General features: G+C 70.5%; 15 protein-coding genes and 1 other RNA gene. 7 read left to right on the top strand and 9 right to left on the bottom strand.

The features are described 5' to 3' along the window. The first annotated feature begins 66 nt into the window (after positions 1-66). Positions 67-2,340 carry an alpha-xylosidase gene (gene yicI, locus LUX31_RS29020; protein WP_235478259.1) on the top strand — a complete coding sequence of 758 codons (2,274 nt, stop codon included), beginning with the start codon at positions 67-69 and terminating at the stop codon, positions 2,338-2,340. After that, positions 2,340-3,353, top strand: a complete 1,014-nt coding sequence (locus LUX31_RS29015) for a LacI family DNA-binding transcriptional regulator (protein WP_235478258.1) — start codon at positions 2,340-2,342, stop codon at positions 3,351-3,353. Before yicI ends, LUX31_RS29015 begins: the two co-directional genes overlap by 1 nt. A gap of 60 nt (positions 3,354-3,413) precedes the next feature. Here the strand turns inward: LUX31_RS29015 and ssrA are convergent. The 5 genes from ssrA to ftsE all read right to left on the bottom strand — a co-directional run bounded on the left by ssrA (position 3,414) and on the right by ftsE (position 7,353). Next, positions 3,414-3,816: a transfer-messenger RNA gene (gene ssrA, locus LUX31_RS29010) on the bottom strand. 112 nt (positions 3,817-3,928) lie between these two features. Next, the gene (gene smpB / locus LUX31_RS29005; RefSeq protein WP_235478257.1) at positions 3,929-4,411 is read right to left on the bottom strand and encodes an SsrA-binding protein SmpB; all 483 of its coding nucleotides are present in this window, start codon (positions 4,409-4,411) and stop codon (positions 3,929-3,931) included. Positions 4,412-4,469: 58 nt separating this feature from the next. After that, positions 4,470-5,648, bottom strand: a complete 1,179-nt coding sequence (locus LUX31_RS29000) for a S41 family peptidase (RefSeq protein ID WP_235478256.1) — start codon at positions 5,646-5,648, stop codon at positions 4,470-4,472. 67 nt (positions 5,649-5,715) lie between these two features. Beyond that, positions 5,716-6,636, bottom strand: a complete 921-nt coding sequence (gene ftsX / locus LUX31_RS28995) for a permease-like cell division protein FtsX (protein WP_235478255.1) — start codon at positions 6,634-6,636, stop codon at positions 5,716-5,718. A gap of 27 nt (positions 6,637-6,663) precedes the next feature. Beyond that, a complete protein-coding gene (ftsE, locus tag LUX31_RS28990; RefSeq protein ID WP_044472073.1) occupies positions 6,664-7,353 on the bottom strand; it encodes a cell division ATP-binding protein FtsE in 690 nt (229 codons plus the stop codon). A gap of 318 nt (positions 7,354-7,671) precedes the next feature. Between ftsE and LUX31_RS28985 the strand changes: the two genes are divergently transcribed. Further along, entirely contained in the window at positions 7,672-7,863 is a 192-nt protein-coding gene (locus LUX31_RS28985) for a hypothetical protein (protein ID WP_235478254.1), read from the top strand. 90 nt (positions 7,864-7,953) lie between these two features. Here LUX31_RS28985 and LUX31_RS28980 read toward each other — a convergent pair whose 3' ends face one another. The 4 genes from LUX31_RS28980 to LUX31_RS28965 all read right to left on the bottom strand — a co-directional run bounded on the left by LUX31_RS28980 (position 7,954) and on the right by LUX31_RS28965 (position 13,608). Beyond that, entirely contained in the window at positions 7,954-8,562 is a 609-nt protein-coding gene (locus tag LUX31_RS28980) for an LPXTG cell wall anchor domain-containing protein (RefSeq protein ID WP_235478253.1), read from the bottom strand. A gap of 301 nt (positions 8,563-8,863) precedes the next feature. Next, positions 8,864-9,970, bottom strand: coding sequence for a peptide chain release factor 2 (gene prfB, locus LUX31_RS28975; RefSeq protein WP_235478252.1), 1,107 nt, complete (start codon positions 9,968-9,970; stop codon positions 8,864-8,866). 335 nt (positions 9,971-10,305) lie between these two features. Continuing rightward, complete coding sequence (locus LUX31_RS28970; protein ID WP_235478251.1) at positions 10,306-11,568, bottom strand: serine/threonine-protein kinase; 1,263 nt, start codon at positions 11,566-11,568, stop codon at positions 10,306-10,308. Between the two features lie 270 nt (positions 11,569-11,838). Beyond that, a complete protein-coding gene (locus LUX31_RS28965; protein ID WP_235478250.1) occupies positions 11,839-13,608 on the bottom strand; it encodes a serine/threonine-protein kinase in 1,770 nt (589 codons plus the stop codon). Between the two features lie 449 nt (positions 13,609-14,057). On the opposite strand from LUX31_RS28965, the gene LUX31_RS28960 reads away from it, so the two are divergent. From LUX31_RS28960 to LUX31_RS28945, 4 genes are all read left to right on the top strand, one after another. Further along, complete coding sequence (locus LUX31_RS28960) at positions 14,058-17,651, top strand: FHA domain-containing protein (RefSeq protein ID WP_235480100.1); 3,594 nt, start codon at positions 14,058-14,060, stop codon at positions 17,649-17,651. A gap of 432 nt (positions 17,652-18,083) precedes the next feature. Next, positions 18,084-19,466 (top strand): ABC transporter substrate-binding protein, encoded by a 1,383-nt coding sequence (locus tag LUX31_RS28955; RefSeq protein WP_235478249.1) that lies wholly within the window; start codon positions 18,084-18,086, stop codon positions 19,464-19,466. A 10-nt stretch (positions 19,467-19,476) separates the two neighbouring features. Beyond that, positions 19,477-20,838, top strand: a complete 1,362-nt coding sequence (locus LUX31_RS28950) for a carbohydrate ABC transporter permease (RefSeq protein WP_235478248.1) — start codon at positions 19,477-19,479, stop codon at positions 20,836-20,838. Beyond that, complete coding sequence (locus tag LUX31_RS28945) at positions 20,835-21,716, top strand: carbohydrate ABC transporter permease (RefSeq protein ID WP_235478247.1); 882 nt, start codon at positions 20,835-20,837, stop codon at positions 21,714-21,716. The genes LUX31_RS28950 and LUX31_RS28945 overlap by 4 nt, the downstream gene beginning before the upstream one ends. Positions 21,717-21,752 lie beyond the last annotated feature (36 nt).

Raw genomic sequence — 21,752 nt, 5'->3', positions numbered from 1 at the left:
ACGCGGCACATACCTTCGCCCGTCGAAGCGCTTCGACACCACACGGGGCACGAAGGGGTACGGGCTGTGAAGTTCACCGACGGCTACTGGCTGCTGCGCGAGGGCGTCACCGCCGCCCACCCGGTCGAGGTCCTCGACGTGACGGACACCGACGGCACGCTCGACATCCACGCGCCGACCCAGCCCATCCGCCACCGCGGCGACCTGCTGAAGGGACCCGTCGTGACGATCAGCGCACACGCCCCGATGCCCGACGTCATCGGCGTCACCTTCACCCACTTCCAGGGCGAGCAGCCGCAGAGCCCCCAATTCGAGGTGCGGAGAGAGGAGTTGACGGCGCACACCGAGTACGACGACGAGCACGCGACCCTGACCTCCGGCACCCTTTCGATCCGGGTCAGCCGCACCACCCCCTGGCACGTCGACTTCCTCGCTCACGGCCGTGTCCTCACCAGCAGCGGGCCCAAGGGCATGGGCATCATGCGGGACGCGACGACCGGGGCCCATTACCTGCGCGAGCAGCTGGGGTTGGGGATCGGGACCAGCGTCTACGGCCTCGGCGAACGCTTCGGGCCGCTGGTCAAGAACGGCCAGGTCGTCGACATGTGGAACGCGGACGGCGGCACGGCGACCGAACAGGCCTACAAGAACGTGCCGTTCTACCTCACCGACGCGGGCTACGGAGTCTTCGTCGACCACCCCGGCCGGGTCTCCTTCGAGGTCGGCTCGGAGGCGGTGTCGAGGGTCCAGTTCAGCGCCGAGACACAGCAGTTGACGTACTACGTCATCCACGGCCCGACCCCGAAGGACATCCTCCGCAAGTACACGGCCCTGACCGGCCGCCCGGCACTGCCACCGCCGTGGTCGTTCGGCCTGTGGCTCTCCACCTCCTTCACCACCTCCTACGACGAGGAGACGGTGACGTCGTTCATCGAGGGCATGCGGGAGCGTGAACTCCCGCTCTCCGTCTTCCACTTCGACTGTTTCTGGATGCGCGAGTTCAACTGGTGCGACTTCCAGTGGGACCCACGGGTGTTCCCCGACCCCGAGGGCATGCTGGCCAGGCTGAAGGAACGGGGCCTGCACATCAGCGTCTGGATCAACCCGTACATCGCCCAGCGCTCCCCACTCTTCGCCGAGGGCAAGGCACTTGGCCATCTGCTCCGCAGACCGGACGGGAGTGTCTGGCAGTGGGATCTGTGGCAACCGGGCATGGCCCTGGTCGACTTCACGAGTCCGGCGGCCCGCGACTGGTACGCGTCGAAGCTGGAGGCCGTGCTCGCGCAGGGCGTCGACTGCTTCAAGACCGACTTCGGTGAACGGGTGCCGCTGGACGTGGAGTTCGCCGACGGCTCGGACCCGGAGCGGATGCACAACTACTACACGTACCTCTACAACAGGACCGTCTTCGACGTGCTGCGCAAGCACCGCGGCGAAGGGGAGGCGGTCGTGTTCGCGCGTTCGGCGACGGCCGGCAGCCAGCAGTTCCCGGTCCACTGGGGCGGCGACTGCGAGGCGACGTACGAGTCGATGGCGGAGTCACTGAGAGGCGGACTCTCCCTCGGGCTCTCCGGATTCGGCTACTGGAGCCACGACATCGGCGGCTTCGAGGGCACCCCGAGCCCGGCGCTCTTCAAACGCTGGGTGGCCTTCGGCCTCCTCTCCTCCCACAGCCGACTGCACGGCAGCTCCTCCTACCGGGTGCCATGGCTCTTCGACGAGGAGGCCGTGGACGTCCTGCGGCTGTTCACCCGGCTGAAGCTCCGCCTCATGCCCTACCTCTACGAGGCCGCCCGCACCGCGAGCGCGGAGGGCGTCCCGATGATGCGCGCGATGGTCCTGGAGTTCCCGGACGACCCCGGATGCGCCTACCTGGAACGGCAGTTCATGCTCGGCCCGGACCTGCTGGTGGCGCCGGTGTTCAGCGACGAGGGCGATGTCTCGTACTACGTCCCCGAGGGCGAGTGGACCCACTTCCTGACGGGACGCACGGTCACCGGCCCCCGCTGGATACGCGAGCGCCACGCCTTCGACAGCGTGCCGCTGCTCGTACGCCCCGGTTCGGTGATCCCGGTCGGCGCGGTGGACGACCGCCCCGACTACCCGTACGCCGACGGGGTCACCCTGCACGCGTACGGCCTGGAACGCGGCGCCCAAGTGACAGTCCCGGTGGGCAACTTGACGTTCACGGTGGTCCGCGAGGGCGACACCCTGCGGGCGTCGTGCAGCGATCCGGCGGCGCCGTGGGGACTGGCGGCGGGTGGACGCGAGTTGCGGGCGAAGGCGGGCACCGGGTTCTTGACAGTGGAGCTGGGATCCATGGCGTCGGGAGGCGAGTGATGGTGAAGATCACCGATGTGGCACGGCATGCCGGGGTCTCCCCGAGCACGGTCTCGTACGCCCTCAGCGGCAAGCGCCCGATCTCCGAGGAGACCCGGCAGCGCGTCAACCGCTCGATCAAGGAACTCGGCTACCGCCCCCACGCGGGCGCCCGTGCCCTGGCGAGCAGCAGATCCGACGTACTGGCGCTGGTCGTGCCGTTGCGGGCGGGCATCGATGTCCCGGTGGTCATGCGGTTCGCGGTGTCGGTGGTGACGGCCGCGCGCCGCCACGACCACGACGTCCTGCTCCTCACCCAGGAGGAGGGCGAGGACGGCCTGCACCGGGTGGCGGACACGGCACTGGTCGACGCGCTGATCGTGATGGACGTCCAACTCGACGACCCCCGGCTGCCGTTGCTGCGCACACTGGACCTCCCGTCGGTCCTGATCGGCCTCCCCTCCGACCCGGCCGGCCTGACCTGCATCGACCTGGACTTCAAGGCGGCGGGCGAGCTGTGCGTGGAGCGGCTGGCGGCCCTGGGACACCGGGTGATCGCCCTGATCGGCTCACCGCCCGCCGTGTACGTACGCCGGACCGCGTTCGCCCAGCGCGTGGTCCAGGGGTTCACGGCCGCGGCGGACCGGAGCGGGCTGTCGTCCTCGGTGCACCCCTGCGAGGCGTCGCCGGCCGCGGCGAGGATGGTCGCGGAACAGCTCCTGCGCGAGCACCCGGCGTTGACGGGGGTGGTGGTCCACAACGAGGCGATCCTGGAACCCCTGATGGACGCCTTCGAACAACTCGGCCTACGGGTCCCCGGCGACCTCTCCGTCACCGCGATCTGCCCGGACGACCTGGCCGAGAACCTGCCCGTCCCGGTCACCTCGGTCGCCATACCGTCGGCGGAGGTGGGGGCCCGGGCGGTGGACCTCCTGATGAGGAAACTGAACGGCACGGGCCACACCCCGGAGGCGACCCTGCTGCCACCCCGCCTGACGGAACGGGCGAGCACGGTGGCACGGGCGGCACCCTGACCCTCGTACGGACAAAGGCCCCGCCGCTCGAAAGCGACGGGGCCTCTGCCTACATGGGAATTGTGGAGATGGCGGGAATCGAACCCGCGTCCAACGGTGCGGAATCAGGGCTTCTCCGTGCGCAGTTCGCTGTGCTTTTCTCGGCCCCGGCAATCACGCGAACAAGTCGCCGACGGGCCCAGTCACTGTTAGATTTCCCTCTTCACCCCGTGACCGGGATCAAGGTTTAGTCCCCTAGCTGATGCCAGGATCCGGGTCGGGAACACCCCCGGGCTGACACTCCCTTTAGTAAGGAGCAGGCTCGTCGCTACCTGAGATCAGGCGGCGAGGGAGAACTGCTGCTTGGGAGAATCGCTGTTGGAATTGGCGATTATTTTTTTCGGCCTGTGGTTTACGAGATCATGGCCGCTTCCTCGGCACGCTTCCCCTGCTTCGACAGCCGCTGTCGAAACCGATCATCCCCATGTGGTTTTTTCAATCCCTCCGAAGAGGAACGTGCACCCTCGGTGAGGTGCGCTTGCCATCGTACGTGACCAACGCGCGCCGATGCCACCTAATTCCCGGCGCCACCGGCGCTACGCGTGCTGCTGCTTGCGCCGCACCGCCGAGACCGCCCGGTCCGTCTCGCGCCGGTCCTGCTTCTCCCGCAGCGTCTGGCGCTTGTCGTACTCCTTCTTGCCTCGCGCCAGCGCGATCTCGATCTTCGCCCGGCCGTCCTTGAAGTACAGGGCGAGGGGCACGATCGCGTGACCCGACTCCTGCGACTTGGACTCCAGCTTCTCGATCTCCGCGCGGTGCAGCAGCAGCTTCCGCTTGCGCCGGGCGCTGTGGTTGGTCCAGGTGCCCTGGCTGTACTCCGGCACATGCACGTTGTGCAGCCACGCCTCGTGCCCGTCGAGCTGCACGAAGCCGTCGACGAGCGAGGCCCGCCCCTGACGCAGCGACTTCACCTCGGTACCGGTGAGGACCAGACCGGCCTCGTAGGTGTCGATGATGGCGTAGTCGTGCCGCGCCTTCTTGTTCTGGGCGATCAGCTTCCGCCCTTTTTCCTTAGCCATAGTGCTGACCATTTTCGCACTAGGGACCCGCTACCGGGAAAGGGGATTACAAGGGACCTTACGAGGGGTCGCCCAACCCACTCAGAACGGTCTCCGCCTGCTCCAGTGCTCCCTGGTCGGCGTCGAGGTCGGGCGTGAGGCCCACGCCGTCGACGCCGCGCCCCGACGGGGTGCGGTAGTGGCCGACGGTCAGTTCGGCGACGGAGCCGTCGGGCAGCCGGCTCGGCATCTGCACCGAGCCCTTGCCGAAGGTCCTGGAGCCCACGACGACCGCCCGGCCACGGTCCTGGAGGGCTCCCGTGAGCAGTTCGGCCGCGCTCATCGTGCCGCCGTCGACGAGCGCGACCAGGGGTCTGGTGGTATCGCCGCCCGGATCGGCGTGCAGGGCGCGCTGCTCGCCGTTGACGTCGTACGTGGCGACCAGGCCGCCGTCGAGGAAGGCGGAGGCGGCGGTGACGGCCTCGTCGACCAGTCCGCCGGAGTTGCCGCGCAGGTCGAGGATGATCCCGGCGTGGGTGGGAGCCTGCCGTACGGCGGTGCGGACCACGTCCCCCACGCCCTTGGTGAAGGCGGCGACCCTGATGACGGTGACGTTGTTGTCGGCGACCTTCCGAACGGTCGCGGAGTCCGTGGACAGCTGGGCCCGACGCAGAGTCTCGCTCCACGCGCGCGTGCCGCGCTCCAGGCCGAGCCGGACGGTCGTACCGGCGGCGGCGTCCTGTGCGTCACCGCGCAGTAAGGAGACGACCTCGGTGACCGGACGTCCGGCGACCGCCTGGCCGTCCACGCTCAGCAGCCGGTCCCCGCTGCGGATCCCGGCGACGGCGGCCGGCGACCCGGACCGCACCTTGGTGACCTCGATACGGCCGTCCCGCGCGCGCCGCGCCCACAGCCCGACACCCGTGTACTGGCCGTCGAGGGCCTCCTCCAACTCCTCGTACTCCCCCGGGGAGTACACCGCCCCCCAGCGGTCCCCGCTGCGGCTGACGGCGCGCTCGGCGGCCTCCATGGGGGACTTGCCGTCGGCCATGGCCTCGGCAGCGGCGGCGGCCACGTCCTCGTGGTGACCCGCGGGGGCGGCGGCGGGGGCCGTGTCCGGGAGGGCCGACTTCCGCGCGGCGGGCTCGGGGAACGAGCCGGTGGCCGCACCGGCGACCAGGACGCTCGCGAACAGCAACGTCAGAGCCGCCCCGCGGCCTGCGCGGCGGGGCTGTGCGAACAGGTCACGGCCTGACATGCCGGTGAGTCTAGGACAACGCGAAGGGCCGTACGGTCGGTTGACCGAACGGCCCCCTTGGCATGCGTCACACCTTCAGGTACTTGCGCAACGCGAAGAACGCAGCCAGCGCGGGCATCAGCAGACTCGTCGCGAGGATCAGCGGGAGCTTGGTGAGCACGGCGTCCCAGCCGATGAAGTTGATCAGGTTCAGCTTCTCGGACAGCGCCAGCCCGTGATCGATGATGAAGTACCGCGCGACGAGCAGGAAGGCGCAGGCCACACCCCCGCCGATCAGCCCGGCGACGGCGGCCTCCATGATGAACGGCGCCTGGATGTAGAACCCGGAGGCACCGACGAGCCGCATGATCCCGGTCTCACGCCGACGGCTGAACGCGGACACACGCACGGTGTTGACGATCAGCATCAGCGCGACGACGAGCATCAGCGCCATCACGGCCCGGGCAGCCCAGTTCATGCCGTTCAGCAGCCCGAACAGGTTGTCAAGGATGCCTTTCTGGTCCTGCACGGACTGCACCCCGTCGCGCCCGTCGAAGGCGGTCGCGATCACCTGGTACTTCTCCGGGTCCTTGAGCTTGATCCGGTACGACTCCTGCATCTGGTCCGGGGTGAGCGAACTGGCCAGCGGGGAGTCGCCGAACTGCTCCTTGTAGTGCTTGTAGGCCTCGTCCGCGGACTCGTACGTGACGTTCTGCACGACCGAGTTCATCTTCTTGAGATCGGCGAGGATCTGCTTCTTCTGGTCGCTCGTCACCGCGCCCTTGGCACAGTTCGGGTCGGACTCGGCGTCGCTCTTGTTGCAGAGGAACACCGAGACGTTGACCTTGTCGTACCAGTAGCCCTTCATCGTGCTGACCTGGTCGCTCATCAGGAGCGACCCGCCGAACAGGGCGAGCGACAGGGCGACGGAGACGACGACGGCGAAGGTCATCGTCAGATTGCGACGGAGACCGACACCGATCTCCGACAGTACGAACTGGGCGCGCATGGCGTGCTCAAGCCTTTCGGGGGACTGTCAGTGCTGGTAGCCGTAGACGCCGCGCGCCTGGTCACGGACGAGGCGGCCCTTCTCCAGCTCGATGACGCGCTTGCGCATCTGGTCCACGATGTTCTGGTCGTGCGTCGCCATCACCACGGTCGTGCCCGTCCGGTTGATCCGGTCGAGCAGCTTCATGATGCCGACGGAGGTCTGCGGGTCGAGGTTGCCGGTCGGCTCGTCGGCGATCAGCAGCTTGGGCCGGTTCACGAAGGCCCGAGCGATGGCGACGCGCTGCTGCTCACCACCGGACAGCTCACCGGGCATCCGCTCCTCTTTACCCCCCAGCCCGACAAGATCAAGCACTTGGGGTACGGATTTACGGATCTCACCCTTGGACTTGCCGATGACCTCCTGCGCGAAGGCGACGTTCTCGGCGACCGTCTTGTTCGGCAGCAGCCGGAAGTCCTGGAACACCGTCCCCAGCTGGCGCCGCATCTGCGGCACCTTCCAGTTGGAGAGGCGCGCGAGGTCCTTGCCCAGAACGTGCACCTGACCGTGGCTGGCACGCTCCTCGCGGAGGATCAGCCGCAGGAAGGTGGACTTTCCGGAGCCGGAGGACCCGACGAGGAAGACGAACTCACCCTTCTCGACCTCCAGGGTGACATCCCTGAGGGCGGGGTGGTTCTGCTTGGGGTAGACCTTGGAGACGCTGTCGAATCGGATCACGGATACACCACAGGCCGTCGGAGACATCGGGGGCGGACGACCGTGACCCTACGCGACCCGGGTACCCGACCGCAGGCTCCAGTACCGCTTGAACAAGGCTTGTGCCGTTTTGTGCGGGGCGAAGCCCCCGCACAGGGGCGCGGGGAACGGCGCGACCAGCCACACCCAGCCCGCAGCCGCGAGACAATGCAAGCCCCCTCTAGGAAGCGAACCGCGCGACCTCCGGAGGAACCTGGCACAGTGGAGGCATAGAGCGGGGAACGGTTGCGTTCCCGCAAGCGTTGTGTAGGGGAAAGCGGCGCAAGGAGGGCAAGGCGCATGACGTACGACCGATTGGTGTGCGCGAACTGCGCGTCGCCCGTGAGCGAGGGACGCTGTCCCGTCTGCCGGGCGAACCGCGAGCGGCTCCAGCAGGAGAACCCGTTCGCCGGACTCAACCCGATGGCGCTGATCGCGCTGCTGGCGATACTGATCGCGGCACTGGCACTGGTGGCACACCAGACGGCATAGCCGGACAGCCGGCTCGACGCGAACCGGACGAAGAACACACGAAGGGCCCGGAGCGACGACGCTCCGGGCCCTTGTGCGTACGTACGACTACTAGGCCGCTGCGCCGCCACGGCCGCCCACGAGGCGCGGGAGGACGCGGAAGGCGATACCGCCGGCGATCATCGTGGCCGCACCGATGATCAGGAAGGTCGTCTCGGCGGCACCGGTCTCGGCGAGCTCGTCGCCCGAACCCTGCGCCGAGGTCTCGGAGCCCGTGTCGGTGAGGGCGGAGGAGCCCTCTTCCTGGGTGGAGGTGTTGGAGCCACCGTCGGGGTCGGCGTTGTTGCCGCCGTCGGTGTCGTCACCGCCGGTGCCCGTGCCGCTGCCGTCGTCGTCCGTCGGCGTGGCGGTCGGGTCCTCCTCGGTGGGCTCGCTCGGCTCGGTGGAGGGCTCTTCCGGCTCCGGGGCGGACTCGGTCGGGTCCGGGACCTCGGGCTCCGAGGGCTCGGGCTCCGACTCGGTCGGGTCCGGCGCCGGCTCGCTCGGGATCTCGGTCGCGGTGTCGGTCGGGTCCGGGTCCGGGCTCGGCGTACCGGCACAGACCACGACCAGGTCGCACTCGTCTGCGGAGGCAATGCCCGCGGCGGTGAAGGACGCACCGGCGGCGATCACCGCTCCGGCCGCGATCCGCGCGACCCGGATCCGCGTCTTATTCGTCATATGGCTGCTACCCCCAGTAGCTGAAATCATCAGTGGAGCCGCGCTCGGGGCGGTGATCGACAGGGAGCGCCGTAAGCACTCCCCGGTTCACATGCGCCCCAGAGATACGCATGCCGCGCGTTACCCTTCCGATTTTCCAAGGGAACGTCAAGGTCGTTGCGTACGCAATGTCCGCTTGTTCCTCCGGTGGCACACATCAGACCCTGTGAGTGTGATGTAAAACCCAGACATCCCAAGACACAAAGCAACCGCCGTCCAGCGGACGGCGGTTGCTTTGTCGATAAGGGGTTTTCCGCGGACCCTACTTCTCCTGCTGCTTGCGCCAGCGAATCCCGGCTTCGATGAAACCGTCGATCTCACCGTTGAACACGGCCTCGGGGTTGCCGACTTCGAACTCCGTCCGCAGGTCCTTGACCATCTGGTACGGGTGCAGGACGTACGAACGCATCTGGTTGCCCCAGGAGTTGCCGCCGTCGCCCTTGAGGGCGTTCATCTTGGCCTGCTCCTCCTGGCGGCGCCGGTCGAGGAGCTTCGCCTGCAGCACGTTCATCGCGGACGCCTTGTTCTGGATCTGCGACCGCTCGTTCTGACACGACACCACGATGCCGGTGGGGAGGTGGGTCAACCGCACCGCGGAGTCGGTGGTGTTGACGCCCTGGCCGCCGGGTCCGGAGGACCGGTAGACGTCGATGCGCAGCTCGGACTCGTCGATCTCGATGTGATCGGTCGTCTCCACCACGGGCAGGATCTCGACACCGGCGAAGGAGGTCTGGCGACGGCCCTGGTTGTCGAAGGGCGAGATGCGCACCAGCCGGTGCGTGCCCTGCTCGACGGACAACGTCCCGTAGGCGTACGGCACCTGAACCGCGAAGGTGGTCGACTTGATGCCGGCCTCCTCCGCGTACGAGGTCTCGTAGACCTCGGTCTTGTAGCCCTTCTGCTCGGCCCACCGCAGGTACATCCGCTGAAGCTTCTCGGCGAAGTCGGCGGCGTCCACGCCACCGGCCTCGGCGCGGATGTTGACGAGGGCCTCGCGGGAGTCGTACTCGCCGCTGAGCAGCGTACGGACCTCCATCTCGTCCAGCGCCTTCTTGACGGAGGCCATCTCGGTCTCGGCCTCGGCGCGGGTGTCCGGGTCGTCCTCCTCCTCGGCCATCTCGAAGAGCACGCTCAGATCGTCGATCCGCCCGCGCAGCGCCTCGGCCTTCCTCACCTCCGCCTGGAGGTGGGAGAGCTTGCTGGTGATCTTCTGCGCTTCCTCCGGGTCGTCCCACAGGGACGGCGCTGCCGCCTGCTCCTCGAGCACGGCGACATCTGCCCTCAGCTTGTCGAGGTCCAGGACGGCCTCGATCGACTCCATGGTCGAGGAGAGGGACTTGAGCTCTTCGGATACATCGACGACTGCCACGACACCAGCGTAACGGCTCCACCGAGCGACAGACTTTCCCGTCCACCTGTTGCCCCGGACCGCCTTTTCTCGCCCCCGCCGCCCCTACCCGTCCCATCCCTGGGGGCTGCGCCCCCAGACCCCCCTTTGTCCTCAAACGCCGGACGGGCTGGTTTGTCAGCCCGTCCGGCGCTTGAGGACAAGGCCCGTTCAGGGCGACTCTCCCGCCCACCCGCCTGCACCCCACCCAGCCCGTCCGGCGCTTGAGGACGAGGCCGTCCAGGCCGACAGCGGGGGTCTGGGGGCGGCAGCCCCCAGGGATGGGACGGGTAGGGGCGGCGGGGGCGAAAACCCCCTCACGGTGACGCCGGTGCCGAGTTCTCTGTGTCCTGGGGGGTCGCCCCCGCGTCGTCCCCCGACGTGGCCAGCCACGTGCCGACCCCCACCGCCGCCACCAGGGCCACCGCAGCGACCCCCAGCGTCAGCCGACGCCGCCGAGCCGACGCCCGATGCCTGGCCGAGCCAGGACGCGGAGCGCCCGCCGGACGCGGTACGCGGGCCGTACCCAGCGCCCCGCCCGCAAGCTCATCCGGCCCAGGCACCCGCATCGACGTATGCGTATCCCGATTCGAGTCCGGCTTCGCCCCCCGCACCAGAGGCACCGCCCCCCTCCGCACCCGCTCCCCCACCGGCACGGCAACCTCGTCGTACACCTCGCCCTGAGCAACCTGCCCCTCGCCCTGGCCCTCCCCCGCGTCCTCCGACTCCGGCTCGTCCACGTCCAGCGGCGGCATCCCCACCAGCAACGGCAACTGCTCCCGCAGCCGCGCCCCCAGCTCAGACGCCCGCAGCCGAGACGCCGGCGCCTTCGCCAGGCACTGCACGAGCAGCTGCCACAGCTCCTCGGGGATCCCGGGGAGCGGGACCACCGTCTCCGTCACATGCCGGCGCAGCACCGCGCCCGGGTGGCCGCCGCCGAAGGGCGTGAAGCCGGCCAGCAGCTCGTACAGGACGGTCGCCAGCGCGTAGATGTCGACCGCCGCGCGCGGGGGCAGGCCCTCCACAATCTCGGGGGCGAGGTAGTCCGGCGTACCGATGATCTTCGTGGCCCGGGTCCGGCGCGGTGAGTCGATGAGCTTCGCGACGCCGAAGTCGGTCAGTAGGGCGGGGTGCGAGCCGCCGGGGCCGAGGGGGCCCTGCATGTCCAGCAGGACGTTCTCCGGCTTCACGTCGCGGTGCACGACCCCGGCGGCGTGCGCGGCGGCAAGACCGTCGGCGACGTCGGCCACTATCGCGACCGCGGCCTCGGGTGCGAGGCGGCGCTCCCGGTCGAGCCGGGTGCGCAGGTCCGTACCCCGCACCAGGTCCATGACGAGCGCGAGGTCGTTCCCGTCGACCACCAGGTCCCGTACGGACACGATGTTCGGGTGTTCGAGACCGAGCAACGCGGTCCGCTCCTGCACGAAGCGTCCGACGAGCTCCTGGTCCGACGCCAGGTCCTCGCGCAACAGCTTGACGGCGACGGGCCCCTCGGGTCCCTCGCCCAGCCACACCGTGCCGGCGCTGCCCCGCCCCAGGATCTGGTTGGCGGTGTACCGGCTGCCGATCTTCCGTGCCAAGACTGCTCCTACAGACGCGTAACACCAGCGGCTATGCCACGGGTCCCGGGGACCCCCAGCCGACAAGACCTACAACCTCAGCCGATAAAACTACGCGTCCGGAGTCGTAACCTTCACCGCCGGGACGGAAATCACCCGCCAGGTGTCGACAAATCCCCAAGGTCGTACCGGAATCACAGTCGGAGCACAGCCCATCTGCTCCCCAATTGCCCCGGCTACCACCGGATTGCCTGGAGTGGGCCCACCCGGAGCCGCTACTGCACGCGCGGGCTAGTTCCCCGCGCCCCCAGGTCCCCCGGAACCGCCAGAATCCCCGCCCAGCTCCCCTACCCACCCGCTGACGGTGTCGATCCAGTCACCGATCTGCTCGAAGAACCCCTTCGTCGACCCGATCCACCCCTGGAGCGGGCTCAGTTCCCAGATCAGCCACGCGGCGACGAACAGGATGATGATCGTGAACAGGCATCCCTTGAGGCAGCCGAGCCCGGGGATCTTCATCGGGTTGGCGCTGCGCTGGCGGGGCTCCCTCGGCTCGCGCGGCGGCCGGCCCTCGGGCTGCTGAGGGCGCTGGGGCTGCTGCGGCGCGGGCGCCGGGGCGGGCGGCGCGTACCGCTGCGGCTGCTGCTGGTGCTGCGGCGGCGCGTACTGCTGGTGCTGGGGCGGCTGACTCTGTCCCGGATGGCCCGGCCCCTGCGGGTACCCGTATCCGGGCTGCGGCCCCCGCTGCTGCTGACGCGACGGCGGCTGCTGCTGGTACGGCGGCTGCTGGGGCTGTTGCTGCGGCGGCCGGCCCGGCTGTCGCTGGGGGCGGCGGCGCAGGGGGTCCTCGCCGGGGTCCAGGTACTGGACCTGCGTCTGCTCGTTGCGGTCCCGGGCGGCGCGCAGCTGGTTCTGCCAGGGGTGCGGCTCCTCGGGGCTTCCAGGGCCCCCTGGACGGCCCTGAGGCACCGGCGGCATGACGGCCGTGGGGTCCGCGGCGCCGATGGAGCCCGAACCCATGGAACCGGGCCCCCCGGTGTGCGGCAGCACGCTGGTGGCGGCGTTCGGGTCGTACGCCCCCTGCCCCTGCGCGCCCGCGCCGTGCGGCAGCACCTGGGTCTGGTCGCCCGCCCCTGGCACCGCGGTCGGCGCCGGATCCGGGGCGAGCAGATGGACGACCCCCTCGGCCGCCGCGATCTGCATCGAGTTGGAGTGGACGCCGATGCCCTCGGCGACGACACGCAGCCCGCGCGCGAGGTTCTCCGCGCTGGGCCGTTCGTCCGGGTTCTTGCGCAGGCAGCGCTCGATGACCGTCCACAGGGGTTCGGGCACGGTCGACGGGCGGCGCGGCTCGGCGTTGAGGTGCTGGTGCAGCACTTCGAGGGCGGACTCGCCGCCGAACGGCGGACGGCCGGTGACCAGCTCGTACAGCAGGATGCCGGCGCCGTAGATGTCGACGGCGGAGGTCTGCGGGCGGCCCTCGGCGGACTCCGGGGCGACGTACGCGGGCGTGCCGACGAACTCGTGGGTGCGGGTGAGGCCCGGGGAGTCGGCGAGGCGGGCGATGCCGAAGTCGGTGAGCATCGGGTGCATCCGGCCGTTGTCCTGCATGAGCAGGACGTTGGCGGGCTTCAGGTCCCGGTGCACGACGCCGTCGGCGTGGCTGACGGCGAGCGCGTCGGCGATCTGGGCGGTGAGGAGGGAGGCGGCGACGGGCGTGAAGGGGCCGTTCTCCCGCAGGTAGCGGTGCAGGTCGGGACCGTCGATGAGGTCCATGACCAGCGCCAGCAGATCGCCCTCGACCACCAGGTCCCGTACCCGGACGATGTTCGGGTGGGTCAGCCGCAGCAGCACGGACCGCTCGCGCAGGAAGCGCATCACGATGTCCGCGTCGTTGGCGAGCTCCTCCTTGAGGACCTTGATCGCCACGGTCTCGCCGGGCTGGCCGGGCACGGCCGCCTCGGCTCCCGCGGTCTCCCTCTGGCGGGCACGCCAGACGGTGCCTGTGGCGCCGCGTCCCAGCGGCTCCTCAAGGAGGTACTTGCTCCCTACCGGCCGCACGTCATGGCTCCCTTGCGTACGTACATCCCGTACACGCATCCCGTACACGGTGTTCCGACCCACTGTAGTGCCGTGTTCCCGGGACCCCCTGGGAACGGCCGTCGTCCATGTACGGCTACGTACGGCCTCCCGCACATGTTCGATGGAAAGACGCCCTATTCGGTCGCTTCGGTTGCCGGATCCCGAACGTGACCGATCTCAAACCGATAACCAAACCGATCCGAAACGGACAGCCGCCGCTCACTGGTCAGGCACTTTTGCGGGCAGAGGTGACCATTCAAGATCACTTATGGGTGGGGGGCGGGCGCGTTGTCAGTGGCAGGTGCGAGGATGCCTCCAGTACTGGCCGACGTGCTCGTGTGCGGTGGGGGAAGTCCGCGGTGGTGGGACCCGTGGCGTGGCTTCGTCCTCCTTCCCGGGTGCCCGCGCAGAAGGGACCGCTGACGGCGATGCAGATCCGGCTGACCGTCGTAGACCCGCTGGGGCCGCCCTCGGAGCCGTGGGCGCGTGCCGCGAGCTGCGACGTGCTGGTCACCGCGCCCGCCGGCACGGCGCTCGCCGCGGTCGCCTCGGCCCTGGCCTCGGCGGTCGCGGGCGACGGGGCGTCGATGCCCGAGCGCGGCAGGGACCGCGAGAGCGGCGGCGCGGTGGTGCTGTACGTGGGTGACCAGCGCCTCGACACCCAACGCTGCACCCTCGGCGAACCCCCACTGGTCGACGGCGCCGTGCTGGCCCTCGGCACCCCCGCGGAGCCCGAGCCGCACCCCGAGGCGGACGAGGCGGCGGCCCAGCTGCACGTGGTGGCGGGACCGGACGCGGGCGGGGTCCATCTGCTGCACGGCGGCCGGATCACCATCGGCCGCTCCGCCGACGCCGACGTCCCGCTCGACGACCCTGACGTCTCCCGGCTGCACTGCGCGGTCACGGTCGCGGCGGACGGCCGGATAGCGGTCGCGGACCTCGGCTCCACCAACGGCACGACCCTCTCGGGCGCCCGCCTGGGCTCCCGCCCGGTCCGCCTCGCGCCGGGCGCCCTGCTGCGCATCGGCGAGTCGGCCCTGCGCCTGACACCGCCCGGCGACGCGGCCACGCGCGTGGGCACGACGCCGGACGGCGAGGGCCATGTCCGCGTGAGCGTCACCCCGGAGAGTACGAGGGCCCCGGGCCGTCCGTCGGACGACGCCGCCCAGGAGGCCGACGAGGACACCCGCGACCGGCGGCCCTCCGCCCCGCGCGCGGCAACCCCGTCCCGTCCGTCCCAGGCGCACTCCGCGCGCGTGCGGCCCGGCGGCACGGCGAAGCCGCCCTCCGGGGAGACCCATCACGCCTACGGTTCGGCGAGCTGGGGAGCGGCCGGGAGCGTGCCCGAGTCACGCGGTGCGCGGGGCCCGGCGGAGGCGGCGCAGCCGCTGGTCCCGGGACAGGGACGGGCCCCACGGATCGAGACCCGGGGCACGGCGGGTACGGGCAGGGTTCCGGGCGGTGCCGGGGAGACCCACGGCGCCGGTTTCTCCGTACCGGGACAGGCATCCGGGGCCAGGGCGGTACCGCACGCCCGCGCCCACGACGAGGACGGCTCGGAGGCGGAGGCGGAGTTCTCCGGGGGCAGCGGGCGCAAGGGGACGCCCCTGCGGGGGACGGACGTTCCGCCGGGAGTCCGCAGCAGGCGCGGTGGGCTCTCCAAGTGGGCGCGGCGGCTGACCGGCGGGCGCGGGGAACAGGAGACGACCGAGGGCGGGGAGTACGAGGACGAGGGCCCGGTGTCCGACCCGGCGGCCCCGGAGTCCACGAGCGCCGTACCACAGGCACCGGCACAGGCACCGGAGAGCTGGCCCGACCCGGCGGCACTGCTGCTGACGGCCCTGGGCCCCGGCCCCCGCCTCTGGGAGCGCGGCCCGGGCCACCCGGAGGCACTCACGGTCCGGCTCGGTACGGCGGACCGCGCGGCCCCCGACGGCTCGGGGCTGCTCCCTGCCGTCCCGGTGACCGCCGGGCTGCGTGAGGTCGGGGCGCTGGGGCTGGCCGGCCCGCGCGCGCGGCTGGCGGGGCTGGCCCGCGCGGTGGTGGCCCAACTGGCCGCGCTGCACTCCCCGGAGGCCCTGGAGATCGTCCTGATCAGCGCGGACCGCTCGCGCACCCCCGAGGAGCGCACCGCCGAGTGGTCCTGGCTCGGCTGGCTCCCGCATCTGCGCCCCGGGCACGGCCAGGACTGCCGGCTGCTCCTCGCCTACGACCGCGAACAGGCCACGGCCCGCACGGACGAACTCCTGCGCCGCCTGGAGGACCACGACACGGAGACAGCGGCGAAGACCCTCGCCCACGGCGGCGGAGAACCGGACCACAGTGGTTCGGAGGGTGCCCGACGGCCCTCCTGGGCCCGGGACGACGACCCTGACGAGTCGTCGGGGGCGGGCGGTTTCGCGGGGCCGTACACCGTGGTCGTCGTGGACGGCGATCCGGGCGGTGCGGCGGTCCGGGAGGCCGTCGCGCGGCTGGCGCACGAAGGGCCCCGGGCCGGGATACACATCGTGTGCCTCGCGGAGACCGAGGCGGCGTCGCCCGTGTCGCCGGTGACGGAGACGTACGAGGCGGCGTGCGCGGCCTCGCCGCCGTTCCGTGAGTGCGGGGCGGTGGCGCTGCTCGGCGGTGATGTGGCCACGGCGCTGCATGTGATGCGGGTGGCACGGGCGGGGGTGAGCGCACCTGGGCGGCCGGACTCCGCCGAGGCGGACCTCGGCGGTCGCGCCGGGCTGGTCGGGCAGGGTTCCGTGGCCGCTGTGGACGCCGTGTCCCTGGCCTGGGCCGAGCGGTTCGGACGGGCGCTGGCTCCGCTGCGCACCGACGGCGCCGCCGGGGGACGACAGCAGCGCGTCTCCGCGCCCTTGCCACAAGCAGCGCGGCTGCTCGACGAGTTGGGGCTCGCCCGGGCCACCCCGGCGTCCCTGATGGCCCGCTGGGCGGACGCGGCCGACGACACCGAGACGCTCGGCGGCCGGGCCTGGGTCGTGCTGGGCGCGGGCCCGCGCGGGCCGGTGGGCGTGGACCTCGCGGCCGAGGGGCCGCACCTGCTGATCGAGGGCCCGCCCGGCAGTGGCCGTACGGAGCTGCTGCGGGCGGTCGTCGCGTCGCTGGCCGCGGCCGAGCGGCCCGACCGGCTGGGCATCGTGCTGATGGACGGCCGGGACGGCACCGGCGGGAGCGCGCCGCACGGGGAGGGGCTGCGGGTGTGCACCGACCTTCCGCATGTCACCACTCACCTCACGGCCAACGATCCCGTCCGTATGCGGGAGTTCGCCCAGTCGCTCAGCGCCGAGCTGAAGCGGCGGGCCGAGTTGCTCGGGCGGGTCGGCTTCGGCGAGTGGCACACCGGGCGCGAGCTGTCCGGCCGGATCGGCCCGCAGCGGTCGGGATCCGGCTCGGGCGCACAGAGCTCGGCGGGCACGGGAGAAGGCGCCGGGGATCTCGATACGCCGCCCAGTTCGACGTTGCGATTGCGTCCGGCGGCGAGCCGGCGGCGTACGGAGACACCGCCGCTGGCCCGGCTGGTGGTGGTCGTGGACGATCTGGACGCGTTGGTGTCGCCGCCGTTGGGGTCGCCGGGGCGGCCGTCGGCGGGGTCCGTGGTGCGGGCGTTGGAGGCGGTGGCCCGGGAGGGTGAGCGGCTCGGGGTGCATCTGGTGGCCGCGGCGGGGTTCGGTGGGCGTACGGCGGAGACGGAGCTGGCCCGGGGGGCCGCGTTGCGGGTCGTGCTGGACGCGCCTGCGCCGGGGCCGGACGAGCCTGCGGCGGGGCGGGGGCGGTTGAGCGGGCCGGACGGTCGGAGCATCCCCTTCCAGGGCGGCCGGGTGACGGGGCGCATCCCCCGCACGGCGACGCTGCGCCCGACGGTCGCCACCCTGGACTGGCAGCGCATGGGCGACCCGCCGACCCGCCGCCCGGTCCGCGAACTGGGCAACGGGCCCACGGACCTGGCACTGCTGGCGAGCGCGCTGGAACGAGCGGCGCGGTCGGTGTCGGCGACGGAGGTGCCGTCGCTGCTGTGAGCGTGGGCCGGGTTTCCTCGCCCCCGCCGCCCCTACCCGTCCCATCCTTCTGGGGGCTGCGCCCCCAGCCCCCCGCTCCGGCCCTGAACGGGCCTTGTCCTCAAACGCCGGACGGGCTGGGTAGTCAGCCCGTCCGGCGTTTGAGGACGAGCGCGTTCAGCGCGACTTTCCCACCCACCCGCCTGCCACCACCCTCCAGCCCGTCCGGCGTTTGAGGACGAGGCCGTTCAGGCCGATGGCGGGGGTCTGGGGGCGGAGCCCCCAGGGATGGGACGGGTAGGGGCGGCGGGGGCGAGGAACAAGGACACGACGCGGTCACGATCACCCGCTTGACAGTGCAGGCGCACTTGCCGACCCCAACGACCCGGCGTAGACCAGAGCCCACGGGACAGCGCCGAACACGTTCAACGCCGAACGACGAACGGGGCAGACATGCGCAGCAACCTTCGTACACGCACCACCCTGACCGCCCTCACCGCCACAGCCCTCACCCTCACCCTCTCCCTGACCGCCTGCGGCGGCTCCGACGACGACAGCCCGGGCGGGACAAGTACCAGCTCCGGAACCGGGACCGGCGACGACTCCGCCTCCGTCCAGCTGCCGAAGCTCAACGGCCAGACCCTCGAGGTCGCCGCCGTCTGGACCGGACCCGAGCAGGAGAACTTCACCAAGGTCCTGGACGAGTTCGAGAAGCGCACCGGCGCGAAGGTCAACTTCGTACCGACCGGCAACAACACCTCCACGTTCCTCGGTACGAAGATCGAGGGCGGCCAGCCCCCGGACGTCGCGTTCCTGCCACAGGTCGGCGTACTGCACCAGTTCGCCGAGAAGAGCTGGATCAAGCCGCTCGGCACGGACGCCCAGGCCCAGCTCGACAAGAACTTCTCCGCCGGCTGGAAGGACCTCGGCGCCTTCGAGGGCAAGCAGTACGGCGTCTACGTCAAGGCCGCCAACAAGTCCCTGGTCTGGTACAACACCGCCGCGTTCGAGGCGGCGGGCCTCACCGACACCCCCACCACCTGGAAGGACTTCATCGCCACCGCCCAGACGCTCTCCGACACCGGCTCCCCCGCCGTGTCCATCGGCGGCGCCGACGGCTGGACCCTCACCGACTGGTTCGAGAACGTCTATCTGTCGCAGGCCGGGCCCGAGAAGTACGACCAGCTCGCCCAGCACGAGATCAAGTGGACCGACCCCTCCGTCAAGGACGCCCTCACCACCCTCGCCGAGCTGTGGGGCCAGGACGACCTCCTCGCGGGCGGGCGTTCCGGCGCACTGGCGACCGAGTTCCCGAAGTCGGTCACCCAGACCTTCTCCGGTGACACCCCGGCGGCGATGGTCTTCGAGGGCGACTTCGTGGCCGCCAACATCAACGCGGACACCAAGGCGAAGCTCGGCACGGACGCCAAGGTCTTCCCGTTCCCGGCGGTCGGCGCCCAGGCCCCCGTCGTCAGCGGCGGCGACGTGGCCGTGGCCCTCAAGGACGGCGCGGGCGCCCAGGCCCTCCTCACCTTCCTCGCCTCGACCGATGCGGCCGAGATCTGGGCGGCCCAGGGCGGCTTCCTCTCCCCCAGCAAGACCATGGACCAGGCCAGCTACAAGGACGACGTCACCCGGGACATCGCCAAGGCCCTCATCGCGGCCGGCGACGACTTCCGCTTCGACATGTCCGACCAGGCCCCGGCCGCCTTCGGCGGTACCCAGGGCGTCGGCGAGTGGAAGGACCTCCAGGACTTCCTGAAGAACCCGAAGGACGTCGCGGGCACCCAGAAGAAACTCGAGGCCGACGCCGCCAAGGCGTACAAGAACAGCTGACGGCGCCGGGATGACGTCCACAGAGAACAAGCCCGAACCCGAAGCCCCCAAACCTCCCGAAACCCCCACCCGCCCCTCCAGAAGCGTCACCGGCACCCGCTGGTGGGTCGCCGGTGTCTTCCTCCTGCCCGCCCTGATCCTGCTCGGCTCGCTCGTCGTCTACCCGATCGGCTACTCCGTCTGGCGCAGCCTGTACGACGCCGACGGTTCGGGTTTCGTCGGCCTGGAGAACTACGGCGACATCTTCACGAACGACGCCACGCTGACGGCCGTACGCAACACGGCGATCTGGGTGGCCGTCGCGCCCGCCGTCGTCACCGCGCTCGGTCTGATCTTCGCGGTGCTGACCGAGCGGGTGCGCTGGGGTACGGCGTTCAAGCTGATCGTCTTCATGCCGATGGCGATCTCGATGCTCGCGGCGGGCATCATCTTCCGCCTCGTCTACGAGCAGGACCCGGACCAGGGCGTCGCCAACGCGATCGTGACGTCCGTGCACGACGCCTTCGTGGACTCCTCCGTCTATCCGAAGGCCCGCCCGAACGCCCAGGTCAGCGACCTGAAGGCGTCCGGCGGGGGCTCGTTCACCTCCACCGGGACCGTCAGCCCGGGCACCCCGGCCCTGCTGCCCCTCGTAGGCATCGCCCCCAACAAGCTCCCCGGCACGCCCGAGGACGCGAAGAGCGCCAGCGCCACCGGTTCCGGAATCAGCGGCACCGTCTGGCTGGACTTCAAGCTCGGCGGTGGCGGTACGAAGGGGCAGGTCGACCCCGGTGAGAAGGCGCTGAAGGGGGTCAAGGTCGAGGCCGTGAAGGACGGGAAGGTCGTCGCCTCGGCGACCAGCGGCGCCGACGGCACCTTCAGCCTGCCCGCCGATGCCGACGGGGCCCAGCTGAGGCTGCCCGGCTCGAACTTCGCCGCCGCCTACAACGGGATCGACTGGCTCGGGCCGACCCTCGTCACCCCGGCCATCATCGGCAGCTATGTGTGGATGTGGGCCGGGTTCGCCATGGTCCTCATCGCGGCCGGACTCGCGGGTGTGGACCGGAATCTGCTGGAGGCGGCGCGCGTCGACGGCGCCAACGAGTGGCAGGTGTTCCGGCGGGTCACCGTGCCGCTTCTCGCACCCGTGCTGGTCGTCGTCCTCGTCACGCTGATGATCAACGTGATGAAGGTGTTCGACCTCGTCTACATCATCGCCCCGCAGCCCAGCCAGGACGACGCCAACGTCCTCGCGCTCCAGCTGTTCCTGTCGTCGTTCGGCGGTGGCGGCAACTACGGCGTCGGCAGCGCGATCGGCGTCATCCTGCTGCTGCTCGTCCTGCCGGTGATGTTCTTCAATCTCCGTCGACTCAGGAAGGAGCGTCAGCGGTGACGGCTCTCGACCCGCCCGTGCGCGCCAAGCGCTCCTTCGCCGCCCGTGTCGCCAGCGGCACCGCCGGTGGCGTGATGCGGCTCTTCCTCATCATCGTCGCGCTCATCTGGATGGTGCCGACGTTCGGGCTGCTCGTGTCGTCGTTCCGCGACCCGACCGACATCGCCGCCTCCGGGTGGTGGAAGGTGTTCACGGCACCCGGGCAGCTGACCGCCAAGAGCTACGAGACGCTGCTGGAGAACGACGCGATCACCAGCTCACTCCTCAACACCGTCTGGATCACGGTCCCGGCGACGCTCCTGGTCGTCCTGATCGGCGCGATGGCCGGATACGCCTTCGCGTGGATGGACTTCAAGGGGCGCGACTGGTGGTTCCTGGTCGTCGTCGCGCTGCTCGTCGTACCCGTGCAGGTGGCGCTGATCCCGCTCTCCGATCTCTTCGGGAAGATCGGGATCTTCGGCGACATCATCGGTGTGGTGCTGTTCCATGTGGGCTTCGGGCTGCCGTTCGCGATCTTCCTGCTGCGGAACTTCTTCGCGGAGATCCCGCGCGAACTGCTCGAAGCCGCCCGGCTGGACGGCGCGGGCGAGATCAGGCTGTTCGCGACCGTCGTCATGCCGCTCGCGGCGCCCGCGATCGCGTCCCTGGGGATCTTCCAGTTCCTGTGGGTGTGGAACGACATGCTGGTCGCGCTGGTGTTCTCCGACTCCCAGTCGCAGCCGCTGACGGTCGCACTCCAGCAGCAGGTACGGCAGTTCGGCAGCAACATCGAGGTGCTGGCGCCGGGCGCGTTCATCTCGATGGTGATTCCGCTGGCCGTGTTCTTCGCGTTCCAGCGGCAGTTCGTGTCGGGGGTGATGGCGGGAGCGGTCAAGTAACCGGACAATCAGCTCAGTTCGCTGGTCCCCCACATG

The sequence above is a fragment of the Streptomyces sp. GQFP genome (assembly GCF_021545335.1).
Classification (GTDB): Bacteria; Actinomycetota; Actinomycetes; order Streptomycetales; family Streptomycetaceae; genus Streptomyces.
This window is presented reverse-complemented; position numbering and strand designations above follow the sequence as displayed.

Bases quoted from the DNA above. Each gene is read 5' to 3' on its own strand.
- LUX31_RS29015 (WP_235478258.1), top strand. From the start codon at position 2,340: ATGGTGAAGATCACCGATGTGGCACGGCATGCCGGGGTCTCCCCGAGC.
- smpB (WP_235478257.1), bottom strand. From the start codon at position 4,411: ATGGCTAAGGAAAAAGGGCGGAAGCTGATCGCCCAGAACAAGAAGGCG.
- LUX31_RS29000 (WP_235478256.1), bottom strand. From the start codon at position 5,648: ATGTCAGGCCGTGACCTGTTCGCACAGCCCCGCCGCGCAGGCCGCGGG.
- ftsX (WP_235478255.1), bottom strand. From the start codon at position 6,636: ATGCGCGCCCAGTTCGTACTGTCGGAGATCGGTGTCGGTCTCCGTCGC.
- LUX31_RS28985 (WP_235478254.1), top strand. From the start codon at position 7,672: ATGACGTACGACCGATTGGTGTGCGCGAACTGCGCGTCGCCCGTGAGC.
- LUX31_RS28980 (WP_235478253.1), bottom strand. From the start codon at position 8,562: ATGACGAATAAGACGCGGATCCGGGTCGCGCGGATCGCGGCCGGAGCG.
- LUX31_RS28960 (WP_235480100.1), top strand. From the start codon at position 14,058: ATGCAGATCCGGCTGACCGTCGTAGACCCGCTGGGGCCGCCCTCGGAG.
- LUX31_RS28955 (WP_235478249.1), top strand. From the start codon at position 18,084: ATGCGCAGCAACCTTCGTACACGCACCACCCTGACCGCCCTCACCGCC.
- LUX31_RS28950 (WP_235478248.1), top strand. From the start codon at position 19,477: ATGACGTCCACAGAGAACAAGCCCGAACCCGAAGCCCCCAAACCTCCC.